General features: G+C 33.1%; 11 protein-coding genes and 1 other RNA gene. 4 read left to right on the forward strand and 8 right to left on the reverse strand.

What is annotated here, in order from left to right; translation table 11 throughout:
• Positions 1–458: 458 nt before the first annotated feature.
• Positions 459–1,400 carry a 4-(cytidine 5'-diphospho)-2-C-methyl-D-erythritol kinase gene (gene ispE / locus OXU93_RS05130; protein WP_267382967.1) on the reverse strand — a complete coding sequence of 314 codons (942 nt, stop codon included), beginning with the start codon at positions 1,398–1,400 and terminating at the stop codon, positions 459–461.
• 735 nt (positions 1,401–2,135) lie between these two features.
• Positions 2,136–2,319, reverse strand: a non-coding RNA gene (gene ssrS, locus OXU93_RS05135) — 6S RNA.
• Between the two features lie 116 nt (positions 2,320–2,435).
• Between ssrS and OXU93_RS05140 the strand changes: the two genes are divergently transcribed.
• Complete coding sequence (locus tag OXU93_RS05140; RefSeq protein WP_267382968.1) at positions 2,436–3,647, forward strand: glycosyltransferase family 4 protein; 1,212 nt, start codon at positions 2,436–2,438, stop codon at positions 3,645–3,647.
• A 1,270-nt stretch (positions 3,648–4,917) separates the two neighbouring features.
• Positions 4,918–6,390, forward strand: coding sequence for a sodium:solute symporter (locus OXU93_RS05145; RefSeq protein ID WP_267382969.1), 1,473 nt, complete (start codon positions 4,918–4,920; stop codon positions 6,388–6,390).
• A gap of 75 nt (positions 6,391–6,465) precedes the next feature.
• On the opposite strand, the gene ftsH3 is transcribed toward OXU93_RS05145, so the two are convergent.
• Positions 6,466–8,316 carry an ATP-dependent zinc metalloprotease FtsH3 gene (ftsH3, locus tag OXU93_RS05150; RefSeq protein ID WP_267382970.1) on the reverse strand — a complete coding sequence of 617 codons (1,851 nt, stop codon included), beginning with the start codon at positions 8,314–8,316 and terminating at the stop codon, positions 6,466–6,468.
• 1,763 nt (positions 8,317–10,079) lie between these two features.
• Between ftsH3 and OXU93_RS05155 the strand changes: the two genes are divergently transcribed.
• Positions 10,080–12,035: a S9 family peptidase gene (locus OXU93_RS05155; protein WP_267382972.1), complete on the forward strand. Its 1,956-nt coding sequence runs from the start codon at positions 10,080–10,082 to the stop codon at positions 12,033–12,035.
• Between the two features lie 403 nt (positions 12,036–12,438).
• Here OXU93_RS05155 and OXU93_RS05160 read toward each other — a convergent pair whose 3' ends face one another.
• From OXU93_RS05160 to OXU93_RS05175, 4 genes are all read right to left on the reverse strand, one after another.
• Positions 12,439–12,975 (reverse strand): anti-sigma factor family protein, encoded by a 537-nt coding sequence (locus tag OXU93_RS05160; RefSeq protein ID WP_267382974.1) that lies wholly within the window; start codon positions 12,973–12,975, stop codon positions 12,439–12,441.
• A gap of 60 nt (positions 12,976–13,035) precedes the next feature.
• Positions 13,036–13,689 carry a sigma-70 family RNA polymerase sigma factor gene (locus OXU93_RS05165; protein WP_267382976.1) on the reverse strand — a complete coding sequence of 218 codons (654 nt, stop codon included), beginning with the start codon at positions 13,687–13,689 and terminating at the stop codon, positions 13,036–13,038.
• Positions 13,690–15,038: 1,349 nt separating this feature from the next.
• On the reverse strand, positions 15,039–15,488 hold the full coding sequence (locus tag OXU93_RS05170; RefSeq protein WP_267382979.1) for a YlqD family protein: 450 nt from the start codon (positions 15,486–15,488) through the stop codon (positions 15,039–15,041).
• A gap of 31 nt (positions 15,489–15,519) precedes the next feature.
• Positions 15,520–17,448, reverse strand: coding sequence for an AMP-binding protein (locus OXU93_RS05175; RefSeq protein ID WP_267382981.1), 1,929 nt, complete (start codon positions 17,446–17,448; stop codon positions 15,520–15,522).
• A 993-nt stretch (positions 17,449–18,441) separates the two neighbouring features.
• Here OXU93_RS05175 and OXU93_RS05180 point away from each other — a divergent pair.
• Positions 18,442–19,779 (forward strand): MFS transporter, encoded by a 1,338-nt coding sequence (locus OXU93_RS05180; RefSeq protein ID WP_267382983.1) that lies wholly within the window; start codon positions 18,442–18,444, stop codon positions 19,777–19,779.
• Between the two features lie 1,258 nt (positions 19,780–21,037).
• On the opposite strand, the gene rnhA is transcribed toward OXU93_RS05180, so the two are convergent.
• A complete protein-coding gene (rnhA, locus tag OXU93_RS05185; protein ID WP_267382985.1) occupies positions 21,038–21,514 on the reverse strand; it encodes a ribonuclease HI in 477 nt (158 codons plus the stop codon).
• Positions 21,515–21,540: the final 26 nt, after the last annotated feature.

Here is a 21,540-nt window from a genome sequence, read left to right on the forward strand (position 1 = left end):
CTTTTATCTCTCTTTACTATTTAGAGTTGCTCAAAGATTTAGGTAAATAATTGCAGACGAAAAACTTTTAATAACTTTAGCAATTAGTTTAATTGCTAAAGTTATTAAATAAAAAGATATAAATTTACTACACGGTATAAGTTAATTGAACTATATATTAATATTAAATTTCAATATTTATATATAGTTCTTTAATAAAAAGACTTTTTTAAAAAACTATGTGTTGTATTTAGACACAAAAATAGGTATAGTCAAAAATATAAAGAAATAAATATAGTAATTATTCTTGATAGTGATTCAGTGCGCACAAACAGGCTCCTGTAACAATTTAAAACAATAGGAACAGGAATTATTATATTATTTGTCTCTGCTAATTTATACTTTAGAATTAAATATGATAAAAAACAACACCACATGAAAGATTATAAAATAAACGCAATAATATTTTTTCGCATAACTTAAATAACTTTAATTCCTGTACTCGACAATTTTGTTATTAATAATTCCAAGTCAGGATCAAAAATAGCTTGTCTAGCTTTATTTTTTATATTTTCTGCTTCTTCTTGAGATTGACATAAAGTAAATATCGTTGGTCCTGATCCTGACATCATAGTGCCTAGTCCTCCTATTTGCTGTAATGTCTTTCTTAACTTCATAACTTGGCAATATTTAGGTAAAACTACTTTTTCTAAATCATTATGTAGAAAGTGCCCAATTTTTGGGTTATCTTTGTGACTAATGGATTTAACCAAAGGACCTGAATGAACTTTAGATATTCGAGAAGTAACTGCAGCACGATCACTAACATATTTATGACCGAATTGCTGCCGGTAGGTTTGATAGGCCCAAGAAGTAGAGACCGCTAGACTTTGATATTTTCCTAACACAATCCATAGGTTTTCACAAGCTTCTATTGGATCTAATTTTTCTCCTTTTCCAGTGGCGACCACAGTCCCCCCTGCAATACAAAAAGGAACATCCGATCCCAATTTTTCTCCCAACCGTTGTAATTCTGGGATAGTTAACCCCAACTCCCAGATTAAATTTAACCCGACCAATACTGCTGCTGCATCAGTTGATCCTCCAGCCAATCCTGCAGCCACAGGTATATGCTTATCTATTGTTATATCTACCCCCCCATAGTTAGCGAAGGCTTCGTTAAATTCAAGTTTCATCAATTGTGCCGCACAATAGGCTAAATTGGTCTCATCGGTAGGAACTTGAGGGTGGGAACAAGTTAAATTGAAGTCTTGAGCTCCATAGGCACAAATTTCCAAGCGGTCAGCTAAATCAATACTCTGAAGGATCATTACCAATTCATGATAACCATCTAGGCGATCGCCAATAATTTCTAAATACAGATTTACCTTAGCTGGAGCAATTAGGGTACAAGATCGCATAATCGGGTGGATTAACAACTCAGACACTTAATATCTTTCTCTATTTTCCCACACACTTTACCTTTTCTTGTAGTTACTCTTGGCATCTATCCCCTATGTAGGGCGAGAGCCTCTTTAAATCTTAAAAAATAACAAAGTTTTATCCTTTAAAATCTACATTAGATTTTATGAATTAATTATTATTTCTGATAACAGTCAATAAATTTTCTATAAGTTCCTGATTAAGGTTAATAATAAGACTGTTAAAGTTGCGTATAAAATACAATATATCAATTATTGGGATCTACTATAAAAATAAAGTAAAACAGTAAATATTTATTAGAGACAATTTAGATTATTCTTGAAGTAATTTGATTGTGAAACTTCTGATGTAATCCTATTCCTCATATTAGAGTTTTGTTCCAGCAATAGAAATAAGCTATTTCTGAATTAATTTGCTTATCCAATTTGTATTAAACCAAAAGTTTATTTTTAGTAAACTCTAATTCTTAGAAAGTGAATTGCTGACAGGATAGAGGGAGTGATAGTTAAAAAACAGGCTCAATTGGAACTTATAGCTAGATTAAGGAGATATTTAATAAACGAACACCTGAATTAATTGATCTAATTGTCAACCTTTATAATTCTATTAATAATATTTGTGAAGCATGGACTTATTTCTCTATATAAGTAGGATTTTTTAGCTCTTTACTTTAATCCATCCGAATAAAAAAAGTTCTTAAATTTTGAGCCTATTAAAAAACTGCCGCGCCGTTTTACCTCAGTTTATGACCTGGATGGACCAGGTGGGTGCTGACGCCTCTTATTTCTGTTTCCGGATACAAGCCCGGTCTACTACCACAAAAAGCTATCGACTCCCTTAACTTATAAAGCATAGATCAAAAAACTTTATTGGCAGTCACCAACGCGGCAGCCACAGTTTATCCTACCATAATTGAAAGAATTAAGGTTCTCTAGTGATTACTTTTAAGTAAGATTAATGCTGCTAAAATTGTCCAGATATCTCTCAATTAGTGATCACGGATGAAGATTCTTATGCTCTCGTCTACTTTCCCCTACCCTCCTATTCAGGGGAAAACTCAGATGAGAACGTTTTCCTTGCTTAAATATCTAAATCAACGTCACGATCTTACCCTTGTTACGCAATTCCCCGAACAGGTAATAGAAGACGATATAAATAACTTTAAACAACAAATTAAAAAATGTATTATTTTTCCTTCTGTCAACTGCGAAGCTAGTTCATTAGGTTTTCTTGAAAAAGCAAAACAACTAGGGGTTTTTTTCCAACAGGGAACTCCTCCAAGGTTTTTATCCCACTATTCCATAAAGATTCAAAAATGCTTAGATCAAGCTATAGATTCAGGAGAATTTGATCTCTTAACCTGTGAAGGAAGTAACAATGAAATCTATGTGCGCCCTCAGTGGCGAGAAAAATTGCCGACACTGATCAATATTCATCGTTCGGTATGGGGGGCATGTAAATATCAAATAAAAACCCAAATAACGGAATCCGGCTTGCGTAATCAGATTAATTTACCCTTATTACGTCGCTATGAAAAGCAGTATTGTGGTAAATTTCTATCAGTTGTCACAACTTCAAAAACGGAGCAAAAATTACTGAAAGATTTAAAAATAGAAACTCCTGTTGCCCTTATTCCCAATGGGTTAGATTTGATAGGGTTTCCTAAACGAACAGTTAATCAGGGAGGACAGCGCATTGTTTTTATTGGGGCAATGGACAAACCTAGAAATGTTGACGCAGCACGTTTCTTTAGTTTAGAAGTTTTCCCTAAACTAAAGAAACGTTATCCAGAAGCAACCTTAGAATTAGTAGGAGCTTCTCCCGTCCCCGAAGTGGAAGAACTTGGACAAATTTCAGGAATTACAGTAACCGGCTATGTACATTCAGTGGTTGAATATCTTCATTGGACAACTGTTTGTGTTATCCCTATTCGCCAGAGTACGGGAATTAAAATCAGAAGTCTCCAGGTTTTAGCGACAGGTACTCCTTTAGTAGCAAGTGATTATGCATTAGAAGGATTACCTATCGACGGTACTGGAGTTCCTCTAAGTGCAATGAGGGCTAATGAAATAGATGAGTATGTTTATGCTATTGGTCGTCTGTTTGAACAGCCTAAATTAAGAGAAAAACTGTCCATTAACGGTCGAGCTTTAATCGAGCAAGAGTATACTTGGGAACGAATAGGAGAACGTTACGAACGACTCCTAATTCATTTGACATCTTAAACAGTTATAGTCACCTAACAAAAATTATTGCTATCTATACTCATCTCAGTTCGGTAAAATTAATATATTCTCTCAAGAATAATACTCTTAATGAAGTCTTGTCTAACTAGTCTTAGCAAACTTAAAAATTTTTTGATCTATACCCATTTCTAGTATTTTCTGATAGTGTTTTAGTGTTAAGTATTTTGTAACTTCATATACACACATTATTTCCAAATTCAAAACCTTGAATCAAAATTTAATCTTCAGAATAAAACTATAAAGTGTTCTAGATGTCGTTTTCTACTTTTCTAGATTCAGGACGTGAATAAACAAGAATTGTTTATATGAAGAAAGTACAAGTAGCTAAAATTATTACTTGCATTCTTAAGCTTTATTGGTAGTTAAATCTAACTTTTATTCAGGGCTGAATTATTCAGTATATAAATAACATCTAAAATGTACTAGTCTTTATCATGTTTTTTTATAAAGTATATTCTATATGAGCGAAATAGATGTTTTTTATGTTTCGATTTTCTCAAAAATTTTTATAAAAATATCAATTATAATATAAGTTATATTCGTATATAGCTAATATTACATATTAGTGAATATCACCTGATTTGTATTTCATTGTAATAAATTTTGCTACCTATTATTTTAGATAATACTTTAGTTAACTTATATTCATTGAATTTATTAAAGTAATAAAATACTTTCTTAAATAAGAGTGAAGCAGGATTGGTAATAAAAAAATAATCAAAAATTTTTACTTATAAAATAAATAAGTCTAATCCTTCATCAATAACATTGTTTGTACATTCTTCTAGAATAATGCATTAGTCAAACTACTTATATATTTAATAGTAATTTTTAGTAAATAAAAAACTACTATTAAATATGTTTTTTATAAAGTTAGTTAATATTTTAGGGCGACATGATGATGACAATCATCAAATAATATGAAGCTGACTAATTTTTAGGCTATATATACTACTTTAGTGCAAAAACACAAATAATAACATACCATATCAATAATACAAAATGTAGATTGTATATATAAAAATATAGTCAATTTTTAACGACGAAGTTCATCTACTTAATATTTCACTGACTAATTTTATACAATCTAATTGAGTAAAAATATAGAAGATAAAAGTTTACGCAAATACAACTTACTGTTTTTACCGATATCAAACACTTTAATATATAGTGTTTGATATCGGTAAAAACATGTATTGAAACACTACACTATTGTTTTGCTTCAAAATGACAGGAGTTTATAGTATCTATGAGTACAATCGATTGGATCATTATTCTGGTTTATGCAATGGTTGTACTTGGAATTGGAGCTGCAGCAAGCCGTAAACAGAATAACACCAACGAATATTTCCGAGGGTCACAGCAACTTCCCTGGTGGGCGATCGGCTTGTCAATTGTTGCCACCTCCTTTTCTGCAGCTTCACTTCTTGGGGGACCTGGAGAAGGATATGAACATGGTTTTTTATATCTTCAACTTCAGTTAGGTGATCTGATTGGTTACGGCTTAGTTGTACTCATATTTGTACCATTTTTTGTGCGGCTTAATTTAACTACTGCCTATGAATACCTTGAGAAACGTTTTGATGCAAAAACACGTTCTTTGGGTTCGTTGTGTTTTCTCCTATTTGTTATTGCTAGATTAGGGGGGCTCTTATATGCTGCCTCTTTAGTAGTTTCAAGAGTAACGGGGTTTTCTCTGTATGTTTCTATATTACTAGTCGGCATTATCTCGGTGTTTTACACCACAGCTGGCGGTATTACGGCAGTTGTTTGGACTGACGTGCTTCAGTTTGTCATGATTTTTGTGGGTTTAGTAACTGGAATTTGGGCTATTGTCTCAAGTACACCTGGTGGATTTGAGCAACTTTGGCACATCGCAGGAGATAAAGGAAAACTAGCTGTAGTTAACCTATCCTGGGAACCAGAATCAATCCGCTCCTTACCAACAGCTTTATGTGCTTATGGAATATTAGCTTTTGCTGTGGCCGGAACAAATCAACAATCTGTCCAACGTTATGTTTCTTGTGCTGATGTTACCTCGGCACGTAAAGCAATTTTATTAGGGTGGTTTTCTGGCTTTATTAGTGTATCTATCACACTTTTACTTGGCGTTCTGTTGTTTGCATTCTATTCCTTAAATACTGGACTGCCTGATAATATTAAATCCGATGAAATTTTATCCCATTTCATTCTCCATCAAGTTCCACCAGGTGCTTCAGGATTTTTAGTTGCAGCTATCTTTGCAGCGGCTATGTCGTCAATTGATTCTGCACTTCATTCTCTAGCTACCTGCATAACGGTTGACTTTTATCAGCGTTACTCCCCGTCAAAACAAAATGAGTCTCAATACTTAAAGGTAGCTCAAAATTTAATATTAATTTTGGGTATTATTAGTATTTTTTTAGCGTTTTATGTTGCCTCAATAGGAGAGTCCTTACTTCCATTTTTAATAAAATACACTTCTATGTTTTTGGGCCCATTACTGGGAATTTTTTTTATGGGAGTTTTTTTTCCTCGTGCTAATGCAACAGGAGCATTTTACGGAACTATTGCTTCGGTTACCATTCTTTCAACTGGTTCAACTTTAAGTTGGTTTAGCTTTCCAGGAATTTGGCAATCTGCGATTGCAGCGCCCCTTGCTGTTATATTAGGTTTGACGATTTCTTTATTAGGTCAACGGCCGGCAAGACATTCTCTTAAAGGGCTTACCCTTTGGACTTAAGTAATAATTACCCCACTAATTTAATGAATTAGCGGGGTGCGAAGACAAAATTATTAAGATGTCAAACCATAGATTCTAAGCCAAGGCAGCCATTCTTATCTCATTACTTGTTAAAATATTCTGCAGTTCTTCTGCGTCGACAGTTTCTTTTTCTATCAACATCTCAGCCAATGTGTCAAGAACATGACGGTTATTTATTAAGACATCTTTGGCTCGTATATAAGCATTATCGACTAACTGACGAACTTCTTCATCAATTGCGGCAGCCGTTTTATCTGAGAAATCTCGATCAGAAGCAATATCACGACCTAGGAAAACATTACCATTCTGCCGGCCCAAAGCTACAGGTCCAAGGCTATCACTCATTCCAAAACGAGATACCATTTGGCGGGCAACCCGCGCTACTTGCTGAAGATCATTAGAAGCACCAGTAGTAACTTCTTCTTCTCCAAAGATGATCTCTTCTGCAACACGACCTCCTAACGCGACGGCCATTTGATTTTGAAGATATGAACGAGAATATAATCCGGACTCCATACGATCTTCACTAGGAGTAAACCAGGTTAATCCACCAGCGCGACCACGAGGAATAATACTAATTTTCTGTACGGGATCATAATCAGGCATTAAGGCTCCTACTAAAGCATGACCTGCTTCATGGTAGGCTACAAGCGATTTACGTTTTTCGCTCATAACACGGTTTTTTTTCTCAGGACCAGCTAGCACACGATCAATAGCATCATTAACTTCATCCATAGAAATTTCCGTTAAATTCCGGCGTGCAGCCAGAATGGCAGCTTCATTTAAAAGATTAGATAGGTCAGCCCCTGTAAATCCAGGACTACGACGGGCAATTTTATCGAGATCAACGTCCTTAGATAAAGTCTTACCGCGAGCATGTACCTTAAGTATTTCTCGACGACCTGCATAGTCGGGACGATCAACTACGACCTGACGGTCAAAACGACCGGGACGTAATAAAGCCGCATCGAGGACGTCAGGACGATTGGTAGCAGCAACTATGATGATACCTGTATTTCCCTCAAAACCATCCATTTCAGTAAGTAATTGGTTGAGAGTTTGTTCCCGTTCATCATTGCCACCGCCTAACCCAGCACCTCGTTGACGACCTACGGCATCAATCTCATCTATGAAAACAATACAGGGGGCGTTAGCTTTGGCTTGTTCAAAAAGATCTCGAACACGAGAAGCCCCAACACCAACGAACATTTCTACGAATTCTGAACCAGAAATACTGAAGAAGGGAACACCAGCTTCTCCTGCTACTGCCCTAGCTAAAAGAGTCTTACCGGTTCCTGGAGGTCCGACAAGAAGAACTCCTTTAGGAATTTTTGCTCCGATAGCAGTAAAGCGATCAGCATTTTTCAAGAAGTCCACGACCTCAGCTAATTCTAATTTAGCCTGTTCAATACCAGCTACATCACCAAAAGTTACTTGAGTTTGAGGTTCCATTAATACTCGTGCTTTAGACTTACCAAAGTTCATAGCCTGAGAACCAGGTCCACTTTGGGCGCGACGGAGTAACAAAAAAAGTCCTATCAACAATAAGATGGGAAGAAATAGACTACTGGCTACCCGAAACCATAGCCCTTCATCACTTTGAGGTTGAACGGCAATGTCGACATTATTTTGGATCAAAATGTTAATTAAGTCAGGATCATTCGGAAGATTAACCAATAGAGGTGCACCACCATTAGGGTTGGGAACTCTTGCTTCAGTGCGATCAGCACTTAAAGTGACCCGTGTGACTTTATTATTTTTAACTTTGTTAATGAATTCACTGTAAGTGAGGGGTTCCCGACTTTGGGGTTGTTGATCAAAAAATGCAGAAGCTAATGCCAATACAACTATTAACAATAGTGCGTATAGTCCAGCATTACGCCATTTTTTGTTATTTTTTTTCACGCTTTAAGTCTCCTAGATGAGGGTAAGGGAATCATTAATTTTTAAATGTACACCAATATATTACCTAAATAATACTGATAACAAAGTGAGAAAGTATTCCCGGGAGATAAACATTTGTTGATTTATGTTAGTCTTCTTCAGGAACAATTTTCTAATAGATCCTGTTCTGAGTCTAACTAAGAATCGAGTCTGAGTCGCTAATCAATGGTGGTATCTATAGTTCTAACGCAGATTTTTTCAGTTTTTGTAGATGAATCTGCCGTAACTTTTTTCTTGTAACAGATTAGGGGACATTTTAAAATATTATTCTAGCCTTGCTAAATTGTTCAGAGTAATTTAGCAACTTATGTTACGTAAGGCAGTTTATTAATTTATATCTTTTTAAAAAATTTTCTCCCCCGACATAACATGGCTAAACTTTTTACCCGAGATCACACATAAGTCTTCAATTAAAAATATTATACCTAAATCCAATAAATAATCTTAAGTTTTTTCATTTATTTGTGAACTGCATAGCTTTTTATCCTAGGTAAATTTTACATAGTTGAGTTCATATTAGAAATATGACTAATTTTGTATTACAAAGACAAAATTAGTCATTATTGACTCTAGTAACTATGAACATAGTGTTTATAACTATACTCCATTTTAGGCAAATATATTCAAAGTAATTATCAATTTTGATGTAAATTAATTCCAACATAAAAACAATATAATATTTAATATTTTATATACAAATAACTATATATACAAAATGTAAATATATATAATATTTTTGAGATATAAAAAACTACAATAAAATACTCATTTTTCTAGCTTTAATTATTTGATTAAATAGTAAAAATATAATGTTTTATTTTTAAATAAAAATGAAAATAAAATTGGTTGCACATTACAAAGTTAACATAACTATTAAGGTACTTATATGATTAAGAACTTTTATTTTCCTTTAAGCAAATACAATAATTTCACTTTTTACGCTCGCAACTCATATCATTATACAGTATATAACCCAGAATAAACAAAAATAAAAACACAATAATATTGAAAGTTTTTTAAGACACATTATCATAGTTGTACGTTAAAATATTTTAAATAATAATAAATTTAAATATTTTTAAAAAGGTTAATATTAAAATAGATATTTTTTGTGCATCTATTAAAATAGATGGTCGTTGACTGACATTTAATAACTTTATTAATTGAAGGTTAATGCTCTAAAATTATCATAAAACATAAAAGATCACTTAATCAATAATACAGTTATATTTATTTTTAAAAAACTATTTAAAGTTAATTTATTACCATTTATAGTAAACAACTAACTTCTTAAATATTTATATCGAAGAATAATAACTATTCTCAATCGTAGTTGGTATTCATTATTTACTTTTTAATATTTTATTTTATACACTAATAAATATCTCAAATAGATTAAGTTAAGTACAGCTTAATTCTTTGACTGTTGGGATTGATACTAGCTTAGTAAGCTATCTTAAATTTTATAAACTGGTGGGATAATCTAAAAACTATAGGTAACTTTTTAGATTAACTTCAATACCGAGATACTGTGGACTATAGAGGACTCACGAACTCGAATTCTTTTATTGCATAACAAAGCCGAATACTCGATTTTAGGCTATTATGACTCAACTAATTACCCTAAAATTTAGATACCTTTAAGGTTATGTCCGCAAAATATATATTTAGATAAATTATTTGAATAATTTACTTAATCAATCCTTAAAATTCTAAAAAAATCCATGAAATCTACAACAGTAACCCCATTTGGTTCTTGGAAATCCCCTATAACAACGGATCTGATTGTCTCTAGAACTGTCGGATTAGAGGGAGTAACATTCGATAATGAGGATATTTACTGGTTAGAATCAAGAGCAACAGAAGGAGGACGCAATGTTCTCGTTAAATGCAATGCTGATAGACAAGTCACAGATGTAACTCCTCAATCATTGAATGTGCATACCCGTGTTCATGAATATGGAGGAGGAGCATTTTTAATTGTTGAAGGGACTATTTATTTTGTTAATCTCAAGGATCAACGTATCTATAAACAGTCACCAAATAGCGTGCCTGAACCTCTAACTCCGGAAAATAAATGCCGTTATGCTGATTTTATTTTAGATTTCTCCAACCATCGTTTAATCAGTGTATGTGAAGACCACAGTAGACTAGAAAGGGAAGCAGAAAATACATTAGTCGGCATAGATCTTAATACAGGCAAAATTAACACTCTAGTTTCTGGACACGATTTCTATTCGAGTCCTCGCCTGAGTCATGATGGAACTAGTCTTACTTGGATTAGTTGGAATCACCCTAATCTACCCTGGGATCAAACAGAATTATGGTTAGCTAATTTAAATGAAAATGGTTCTTTAGATCAACCGATAAAGATTGCGGGGAATTGTGAAGAGTCAATTTGTGAACCCCGATGGTCTCCTGACGGACAATTGTACTTTTCTAGTGATCGTACGGGATGGTGGAATCTATATCGTTATACAAAAAAAAGGGAAATTATTCCTCTGTTTCCTTTGAATGGAGAATTTGCTTGTCCTCATTGGGTATTTGGTTTATCCACTTATGCATTTATATCAGCAGACACCTTAGTTTGCACTTTCTGTCAACAAGGACAGTGGAATTTAGCTACGTTGGATACGAGAGAAAAAAAGTTAACACTCTTGGAAAATCCTTATACCAATATAGCCTCGATACAAGCCAAAGACCATCAAATTGTTTTTATTGGAGGATGTCCAACTAAACCCACAGAAATTGTTCATTTAAACCTGAAAACTGGCAAAACAACTATTCTCAAACAATCTAATGATTTAAAGATTAATACTGGTTATTTATCTATCCCTAAAATGATTGTTTTTCCCACCGAAAATAGATTAACTTCTTATGGTTGGTACTATCCCCCTAAAAATAAAGATTACATCCCCCTTAATGGAGAATTACCTCCCCTATTAGTTAAAAGTCATGGAGGTCCTACCTCCTGTGCGTCTTCTAATTTTAATTTACAGATTCAGTATTGGACAAGTCGGGGATTTGGTTATTTTGACGTTAATTATGGAGGAAGTACGGGGTTTGGGAGAGAATATCGTCAACGGCTAGATGGTAAGTGGGGAGTTGTGGATGTGGATGATTGTGTTAATGGAGCTAGATATTTGGTAGAACAGGGGTTAGTTGATGGTGATCGTCTAGCTATTTCTGGGAAAAGTGCTGGGGGATATACTACCCTTGCCGCGTTAACTTTTCGGAATACTTTCAAAGCTGGAGCAAGTTACTATGGAATCGGTGACTTAGAAGCATTGGCTAAAGATACTCACAAATTTGAAAGTCGTTATTTAGACCTATTAATTGGCAAATATCCTGAAGAAAAAGCTATTTACAAAGATCGTTCACCCGTTAATTTTACTCAAAATTTGAACTGTCCTATCATTTTCTTTCAAGGATTAAAAGATAAAGTAGTCTCTCCATCACAAGCACAAATGATGGTAGATGCTATAAAGGAAAAAAAACTTCCAGTTGCTTACATTCTCTTTGAAGAAGAACAACACGGATTTCGTTGTGCAGAAAATATTAAACGGGCTTTAGACGGAGAATTCTATTTTTATTCCCAGATTTTTGGCTTTGCACCAGCAGAAAAGTTAGAACCTATCAAGATTATTTATCCAGTAGGGAACATAGATTTAAATTCTTGACCATATTAAGAGTTTTTGCTCACGGGACCTTAAGACTCAAATAGTTTCAAGGTCCTATTAACTGTTTCAATTACATTAAAAGCAAATTTATCCTTTTATCTATAAAAAAAGAAATTTAATCATATAAATCAAGGCTATTCAATAAAAAGTTATGAGACAAGTGAATGTTCAAAAGTGCTCACTTACTGTTTAGGATCTAACTAAACAACAAATAGTTAAATGTTTTAATAGTTTTACATACATAAGGGACAATTTCAGATACGATTAATCCCGCTGTCTGCTTCTGTCTATTACTTTTCCAAAAATCTACTTAGAGAAGTTTGAACTTAGGTAATGGTTTTAGAAAAAATTAAGGGGCACACATATCTTGTAAAAATGATGAACCGTACCCCCTTTATAATCCTCATTGAGTAGAGGGAGGAATGTCGACTACTGGACGATTTAATGCAATGGTTAACGGTTCTGCTTCCACATCAGCAAAATTACGAGATAGAGATTGCTTTTCTAGGTAAAAATTGTAAACAATTCCTATAACAACTGTTGCAATTATCATACCTCCCCATTGTATTAGTCGCTGAGTTTGGTCTTGACGATCAACCTTCTTGAAAACACTTTCAGATAGCTGTTGAGATGAAACTGTACTTTTGGGAAACGGAACGGTAGGAATCTCCCGTTGTAGACGAGAAAGCTGGATATATAATTGATGAAATTGAGGATCAGTATCAAGTAGTTGCTGTACTTGACGACGCTCTTGGACTGTTACCTCCCCATCTAAATAGGCGCTTAACAACTCAAAACGCTCAAACTGATCGTTAATATCACCCGAATTGGCTGATTGCAAATGCTGTTGTTCAAAATTAGACATCATGATATACCTCTCCAAGGAGCGAAACCAAATTAGTTGGCTGCGGAGACGGGTGCTAAATAATAGCACTGTCATGACACCCCTCACAGATTGCCAAAAGGGGCAATGGTGTAATAGTCTCGACTCGTCTTTATTTTAGTCTATATATTGCTGGAGGACTGACTGTAATTTTGTTCGTGCTCTAGCAATACGAGACTTGACCGTACCGAGGGAAACCCCTGTCATTTGGGCAATTTCCTCGTAGGCCATGCCCTCGATTTCTCTTAGTACAATAGTTGTGCGAAATGCCTCTGGCAAGTCAGCAATCGCTACTTTTAACCGGTCATAGAATTCACGCGTTGCTAGGTTATCATCAGGACCAGGGTAATCAGACACAATATCCCATTCGATCTCTCCATCATCGACACGCCGAGGAGCATCCAGAGAAATAGGATGACTAACTCGCTTACGTTTACGTAATTCATCGTAAAATAAATTTGTGGCAATGCGGCTTAACCAACCCCGAAACTTTACTGGTTCCTTCAGGCGTTTGATATTGCGATAGACCCTAATCCAAACCTCTTGGGCAAGATCTGCTCTATCTTGCCAATCAGGAGCAAGGTGATAGAGGATTCTATCTACATGAGACTGATAACGACTTAATAACTCTGAAAACGCTATCCGGTCGGGCTTGAACCCTTCTTGACAGCTTAGAATTAGGTCATAATTAGACAGTCCTTCTGGAGATAGCTTGAGAGAAGACCGTCTCTCTTGTGCTGTTGACCAGGATGCTGGAATTGCTTGACTCATTAGGTTACCCGATGCGTGATTACTCCTCACATTGATTTATCCAGACGGACTATTAGACTATAAGGTTCCCAATTAATGATTGATTGTTTTTTAGTTGGAAGCTAAGGATGTGATTAAAGTAGTCATCTGAAGAAAAGATATTTTTTCAGTTGTTTTTAGTCAGCAATAGTTGTCAACCTTAAAATGACGTTTAGTTATTTCATCTGACCTTTCACTAATCAATAGTTTAAGTATCTAGAGGTATGAAGTAGCCCATAACTAAAGTCAAGGTAACTGGCATGAAACAATTAGTAAAGTGTTGCTGAAGTATAGCTGTTGTTCTTTCAGTTAACAAAACTTTTACAGTTGGTTTAGAGTTAAATCCAATTTTTATACAATGTACGTTCAAGAATATTTTTAATATCCATAGCAAACAAATATATTAGCTATAACAACAATACATGATTAATTCCTGGAAGTTTGTGGATGATGTTTAAAATGTTTTAGGTTTATCTAATTGTTAAATATTAATAATCCAAGATGTTAAATATTGTAAACACTAAACTTATTTGGATTTTTTAATTAGATGATTTACTTTTGCTTTTAAGCATATATAAATTGTAGCAAGAGACAGGTTAATTTAGATAAATAAAACATATAAATAAACTATCTATAATAAATATTACGCTTGTAAAAAAACTACCTAAATAAATATATATATAAAAATATAAAAATATTAAAAATCAAAACCTAAGACATCAATAAAGTATGAACTAATCAATTTTAAAAGTCAGCCCATTACTTGATATTTACATTAGCAAGTTGACAAATATAAATGCCTATAAAAGTTAAAATATTCTCTGATTAAATCAGAAGTACAAATAAATCGTAATCAAAATTTTTAATCTTATTAAAAACATACTAACTATCCTAATAAATCAAGACAGTTAGATAATTATATGTCTATGAATCCGTCATATCAATAACACAAAACTTTATAAAATTAAATTATAAGAACAGATAGTAGTTTAATTTTATAAAATTGAGTTAGTGGAGAAATTATAGATATTAGTAGATAAACTTCAAGGTAATGAGTTTTATTAAAAAATTTGTGGTACAAAATAGAGAGTTTAAAATCTAACTCATCATAAATTGCTTAAATTTTCTGCTCACGTGATTTTTTAAAATAGCATAGTAATTAAAGCTAATATTCAGAGTATTCACGGATATTAGTTGAATTTTAGAGTTAATTACTGTTATTTTGGTTAACTCTAAAGTAGAGTAATGGACAATCAGTAATGGGTATTTTAGCCATTACTGATTTAATTCATTGATTGTTGACTCAGCTCTTTTGATCTCTATAAAATTTTTTAAATATCACCACGAATTTCTTGAACAACTCCATCGCGAACTACAATTTCTACATTTAGCTTTTTAAGTAAGTTATCGCCTTTTTCTAAACGAAAAAAGCTTTCCATCTGCCCTTGAACTACTTCCTGATCTAATTCCAATAGTTGAATCTGCTGCATTTGCTGTAAAAACTGATTTTTACTTTCTAACATCTCACTTTTTTTCTCGTTAACTTGAAGTCGAATATTATCAATTTGTTCAGTAATTGCTGGTCCAGGGGGAGAAATACTTTGTTTTTGAATTTCTGTGACAGCACGTTGACCTTGTATTTCAATCTGCTGCATCTGGTCATCAAGTTGGGTGATTTGCGATTGAAGTTGCTGTTGTGCCTCTTGTTTCCAAGTTGTCGTAACTATTATTTTTAGAGTGATCGGTCGTTTTAGAAGTAAGCTGGTGTTTGTTTTATCCATTGTTTTTTCCTCTCATGAAAAAGATGATTAATTAGTGAACTTGCCCATAACCAAACATCTCGTCAATCATACCCTGATATTGTTGTATGATGATTCGCCGTTTAATTTTAAATGTCTGAGTCATCAAGCCATTTTCTTGAGAAAATGGTTCTAAAATAAATCTAAAGTTTTTTATTCTATCATCAGGGCAGTATCCAGGACGTTTTTTTACTTCCCTAGCTAATTCTTTCCAAAATAAAGTCTGTACAGGTTTGCTATAAAGATCACTACAAGCAATCTCTTCAGAAGTTCCAGATACCTTAGGAAGGTTTAGATTGAGTTGTTGGCTTTGTCCCCATTTGTCCAATGCCTCTAAATTAGGTACAATCAATGCGCCTAAAGCTTTTTGATCTTGACCGACTAACATAATTTGGTCAATGTAGGAACTACGGGTGCAAGCATCTTCAATAGCTTGTGGTTCAATGTTTTCTCCATTACTCAGAACTATCGTATCTTTGGATCGTCCAGTAATTACTAAGTCCCCCATAGAGGTTAACCATCCTAAGTCACCTGAATTAAGCCAACCGTCATCATTAATAGCTGTTGCAGTAGCTTCTGTTTTTTTGTAGTACCCTTGCATTACTTGAGGTCCTCGAATTAATACAAGTCCTCTTTCTCCTTGAGAAACTGGTTGGCCACTATCAGGGTCAACAATACAAACTTCGGTTTCAGGGATACATTGTCCTGATGATCCGCGTAAGTTGTGACTATGGGTACGAACGTTAGTAACGGGGGAGGTTTCGGTTAATCCATAACCAACTAAAACAGGAATGTTAACAATTTCGTAGAAGGTATCGATATGTCTGGCTAAAGAACCACCTCCACTAACGATAGTTTTAAGATTGCCTCCAACTTCTTGCCGAATTTTACTGTAAATAAGTGTGTCTGCTAACTTATGAAGAGGAGCTAATAAAGCCATTTTAATTTTTGCCAATAAGTATTCTGCATTAGAAGTTTCAAGATGATCCAAACTAAGATTATTGGCAATACGTCGGGACAGAATGTACTTTTCCGAAATGCTCAAGAAAAATTGGATGATTGTTTGTTGAGTAAGATTTTGCTTACGAAATTGTTTTTGAATGCCTTCATAAAGAAACTCCCAAAGACGAGGAACTCCAACCATGTGTTGGGGTTTGAATCGTTTAAGATCAGCCTTAAATGTACGGATACTAGTGTAGGTTAGTATACAACCCCGGGAAAGAAGAAAATATTCTGCACTACGTTCATAGGCATGCCATGGTGGTAATATAGTAAGAACACGGTCACCAGGTTGCGGCTGGATAACAGCTTCTAAATAAACCACCTGGTGGAGTAAGTTTCTATGACACAACATGACTCCTTTAGGTTGTCCTGTTGTTCCGGACGTATAAATTAGCGTAGCTAGTGTTTCTTTAGTTTGATGGACAGGTTTTAGTGTGGAATGGCTCCCTATTTCCATCAGTTCTTGAAAGTTGAGAGTTTGAATTGTATTGTCCCAATTTATTTGTTCATCACTCAACAAAATAATGAGTTCAATAGACAATCTATCAAGATCGGACCGGAGTTTAGCTAAAGTTTTTTTGTTTTCCACAATAAGGATATTACTATCACTATCCTTCAAAATGTAGAGTAATTCATCTTTATCTGCTTGGGAGGAACGTACTGCATTAGCTGCACCGGCCATCATTGAGCCTTGATCTGCTATAAACCAACGAGGGCTATTATCAGCAAAAAGAGCGACTCGTGAGGGAAATTTTGTTCCTAAACTCTGTAATCCTGCGGCAAAATCTTTAATACTTTGGTATAATTGCTCATAGTTTAATGTTATTTTGAACATCCCATGGGGGTCTTCAAGAGCGACAATATCCTTGAATTTTTTTGCAGCTATGGGCCAGACTTCGGGCAAGGTATTGAGTAATGAATAGTTTGGTAGATTTGTCATAAAATTTAGCTAACGAAATATTTGTTAGTCAAATGTTAGCTCTTTAAAGGGTAGTAAACAGTGCACAATTTGTTCAAATATATTGATCATGATATATATGTTGTGTTGGGATGAAAGCTTTAGTTTATATAATAATAAGGACTAGTATGAGTATTTTTACTTTACTAATAAACATTAGGTCATTATAAAGCGTTCGTTCTTACCATAAGTTTTAGATGTAAAAAGCTTAACTCGTATGACTCACATAAAATCATAAATTTTTACTAATTAATTATCTTTTTGTTTACAATTAGTCTTTGACTATAGTTATTAAACTAAAAAACACATAACTTGAATAAAATCAAGCAATTTACCTTATTGATAAATTTAACAGAATTTTTAAATAAAATATTATGATAATTATTAAAAAAACGTATTTTAAATAATTATTATAGGCGTATTGAAGCCTTATTGGTATACAGTTAAGTATAAAAATATAGACCAGTAATATGTAATAGTCAGTGAACGGACTAACGTTATCATTATTTTTAAGTTTATTAGAAGTAGATATTATATATCCTTGCAAAACAATACTTTACGTTAGATTTTACAAAAATATTTTCTAAAGTAGTCATTATTGTTTTATCAGGACTAAATAGTTATAAGAGAATTGGTAAAGGACTACTAGCTATCCAGAGTCTAACCGTAAAAAATAAATATGCAGTATAAAAAATTCAAAAACTAATACGAAACTTGTTATATTAATGCACACTTTACTATAAATGAGTGGACTGGGGCTTATTTTGAGGCTGTATCTAAAATTTTTGTTATCTATCATAATTAAGAAGTTTAATAACTACAGAATAAATTAGCATTATTCAGATATTAGTAAACTTATTTAATTAGCAATAGAGCACTATTCCAGTATTCTGTAAAATACTTTAAACATTAATAAAACAAGATCTAAAACTATAATCTTATAGTTTGGAATGTCAATAAATTGTCAATCAATCAATGATTAAAGTTAAATCAAGTCAAAAAATATCTTATGACGAAAACAAAATTAATAAACAAGTTCAGAGTTTTTGGCAACTTTGGAATATGAATGTTGGACTTTTCGGTATCCAATATGGTTGGGCATTGCAAATGGCTAATACTAGTGCAATTTATGAGTATTTAGGAGCTGATCCTGAACAGCTCCCCATGTTGTGGTTAGCTGCTCCCTTAAGTGGCTTAATTGCTCAACCCATTATAGGTTATATGAGTGACCGAACTTGGGGTCCTTTAGGACGTAGACGACCTTATTTTTTGTTAGGGGCTATTCTTAGTTCTATTGTCCTTGTATTAATGCCTAATTCTTCTAGTTTATTGATGGCTGCTGGATTGCTTTGGATCTTGGATACTTCTGTCAATATTAGCATGGAACCTTTTCGAGCTTTTATTACAGATTTACTTCCCCAGAAACAGCATATCATAGGATTTTCAATGCAAAGTTTTTTTATTGGAGCTGGGGCAGTTATAGCTTCATTATCTCCCTGGATATTAACTCATATATTTCACATGGATGATACAAAAAAAGTAGGAATTCCTTTTTCTGTGAAATCGTCTTTTTATATTGGTGCAGCAATTTTTTTAGGAACTGTAATTTGGACAGTAGTAACCACTTCAGAAACTCCTCCAAGAAACCTAGAAAAAATAAAAAATTTTCAAGAAGGTAAGAGTACTTTAGATAAAGTTACAGAAATTGTTTTGCTAATTAAAGCTATGCCAACAACGATGAAACAGTTGGCAGTAGTACAATTTTTCACCTGGTTAGGAATTTTTTGTGTATTTCTTTATTTTCCTCCAGCTATTGCTCACCATGTTTTTGGGGCAGTGAGAGGAGATTCTCAAGTGTATAAAGATGGTATTGAATGGGCAGGAATTTGTATTGCTGTCTACAATGGAGTCTGTATTATTTTTTCTTGGCTATTACCAACATTAACGGAAATAATCAACCATAAAATTGCTCATTCTTTATGTCTAATCTGTGGAGGAATAGGGTTAATTTCTTTGGTGTTTGTTGACCGCCCCTTATTAGTTTTATTTCCAATGATAGGTTTTGGCATTGCTTGGTCAAGTATATTAGCTATTCCCTATTCTATTTTATCTCGAACTTTGACTGGTCAAAATACAGGATTATATATGGGAATTTTTAATGCTTTTATTGTTCTTCCCCAAATTTTCGCAGCTTTAGGATTAGGTTGGATTATGAAAATATTTTTTAATAGTAACTGTTTATTAGTTGTAGTCGTAGGAGGATTTTCTCTATTATTAGCTGCTGTGTTAATATATTTTGTTGAAGAATATTAACTCTTAGCAATACATACATGCAACTAAAAATTCTATCCCCTTCTTAAGATTTAGTATTTTATATCTTTCATATTACTTATAGTTAACTATTTATAAGGTATAAAGAAGGAACTTAAGAACGGTGTTAAGTAAATTTTATATAAAGTCACATGGTTCTATAACACGTTATATGATTTTAGTATTTTCTGAGCTTTAAACAGTATTAGAGCACTTAATTAAGAATCATAGGAGAAGATTTCAAAACGTTAGATTTATATGCTCCGTTATCAACGATAACGACCAATCTTAATGTTGTCTACCCAGTAAGCTTTTCTTTGGAGAGCAAAAAATTCCACTGTATCATATATGTCTTAACAAAATATTAGTTAGACTATTTTATAGAATTTTTATTATTATAAATACTTTAAAGAAATAGACTAATAGTCAAGTGTATTAATTTATCTGATTATCAGTTTATATAAACTGTTCTCAAATATGCATCTTAAAGTTTATTGATAAAATTTTGCCTAAATACTTTAGTTTAAATGGCTTATAATTGAACATAAATGTGAACATTTTACAGATTTTATTTGATATGATTTTTCTACCATATTAAGTTTTACACTATACATTTTCTGGGAAACTATATATAATACTTTCTTATTTAATTATTTAAGTTTAGTCTAGCCTGAACAACTTAATTAAATCAATAACAATTATCATTTCTATCCCTTTGTTTCTGTTACATTAGAACAATAGGTAAAATATGATTTGTTTTTAACATTATATTTTATTTCAATATTGTATCTGATTCTTAGATAAAAAATTATTGTGTTCTCTTCTAATCTAAAATTTTTAATAATATTTAGGTGCTTTTAACACTCATATAGATATATGGTTTTTGGTAATTATTGTTAATGTTTTCTTGTATGTTACACATAACTTAATACCGTTGTTTATGTCAATTATTAAATAACTTTTAGAGAAAACTTTTAATATTTTAATGATTTTAAATATTAAAAAATAAAATACAATATAAAGACAAATTTAGGGTAAGGTAGACTACTTCAGCATAAAATATATAATTTTATGCTTAAATAACTTTTGTTAATTGAGAAATAGAATAAACACTTTTGTTCAGTTGTCTGACTAAAGTAATGTAAACTACAAAGAAAAGACTATCGATATGATGTTTTATCCCTATGGAGTTTTCCCCCAACAAGCATGACTTTTAGTATAAAGCTACTATTTTCCACCTTTACATAAATTTTGATAAAACTTACGTTTCATAAACGTAATCAGAGGGAAGATTGGGTTTTTGGGAAGCTTCAACCGCAAGGTGATCACAATATTCATTTTCTGGGTGTCCTGCATGACCTTTAACCCAAACGAAGTTAACTTCATGCTTTTCGCATAAATCTAATAATTGTTGCCAAAGATCATGGTTTTTAGCAGATTCTTTTTTGTTACGTTTCCAATTGTTAGCTCGCCACTTTTTCGCCCATCCTTTAGTAATAGCATCAACTAAGTAGCGAGAGTCAGTATAAAGGGTAACATTACATTTAGTGTTAAGAGTTTCTAGTCCAACAATTGCGGCCATCATTTCCATACGATTATTGGTAGTTAAACGAAAGCCTCCTGATAATTCTTTTCGGTATTCATTGTAAATCAAAAGAGTTCCATAGCCTCCTGCACCAGGATTTCCTGAACAAGCTCCATCTGTGTAAATTAAAACTTTTTTTAAAGAATCATTCATAATTTAATAACTTCTTATATTTAAGA

The organism is Cyanobacterium sp. uoEpiScrs1 (assembly GCF_947331815.1).
Classification (GTDB): Bacteria; Cyanobacteriota; Cyanobacteriia; order Cyanobacteriales; family Microcystaceae; genus Rippkaea.

Bases quoted from the DNA above. Each gene is read 5' to 3' on its own strand.
- ispE (WP_267382967.1), bottom strand. From the start codon at position 1,400: ATGCGATCTTGTACCCTAATTGCTCCAGCTAAGGTAAATCTGTATTTA.
- OXU93_RS05140 (WP_267382968.1), top strand. From the start codon at position 2,436: ATGCTCTCGTCTACTTTCCCCTACCCTCCTATTCAGGGGAAAACTCAG.
- OXU93_RS05145 (WP_267382969.1), top strand. From the start codon at position 4,918: ATGAGTACAATCGATTGGATCATTATTCTGGTTTATGCAATGGTTGTA.
- OXU93_RS05155 (WP_267382972.1), top strand. From the start codon at position 10,080: ATGAAATCTACAACAGTAACCCCATTTGGTTCTTGGAAATCCCCTATA.
- OXU93_RS05160 (WP_267382974.1), bottom strand. From the start codon at position 12,975: ATGACAGTGCTATTATTTAGCACCCGTCTCCGCAGCCAACTAATTTGG.
- OXU93_RS05165 (WP_267382976.1), bottom strand. From the start codon at position 13,689: ATGAGTCAAGCAATTCCAGCATCCTGGTCAACAGCACAAGAGAGACGG.
- OXU93_RS05170 (WP_267382979.1), bottom strand. From the start codon at position 15,488: ATGGATAAAACAAACACCAGCTTACTTCTAAAACGACCGATCACTCTA.
- OXU93_RS05175 (WP_267382981.1), bottom strand. From the start codon at position 17,448: ATGACAAATCTACCAAACTATTCATTACTCAATACCTTGCCCGAAGTC.
- OXU93_RS05180 (WP_267382983.1), top strand. From the start codon at position 18,442: ATGATTAAAGTTAAATCAAGTCAAAAAATATCTTATGACGAAAACAAA.
- rnhA (WP_267382985.1), bottom strand. From the start codon at position 21,514: ATGAATGATTCTTTAAAAAAAGTTTTAATTTACACAGATGGAGCTTGT.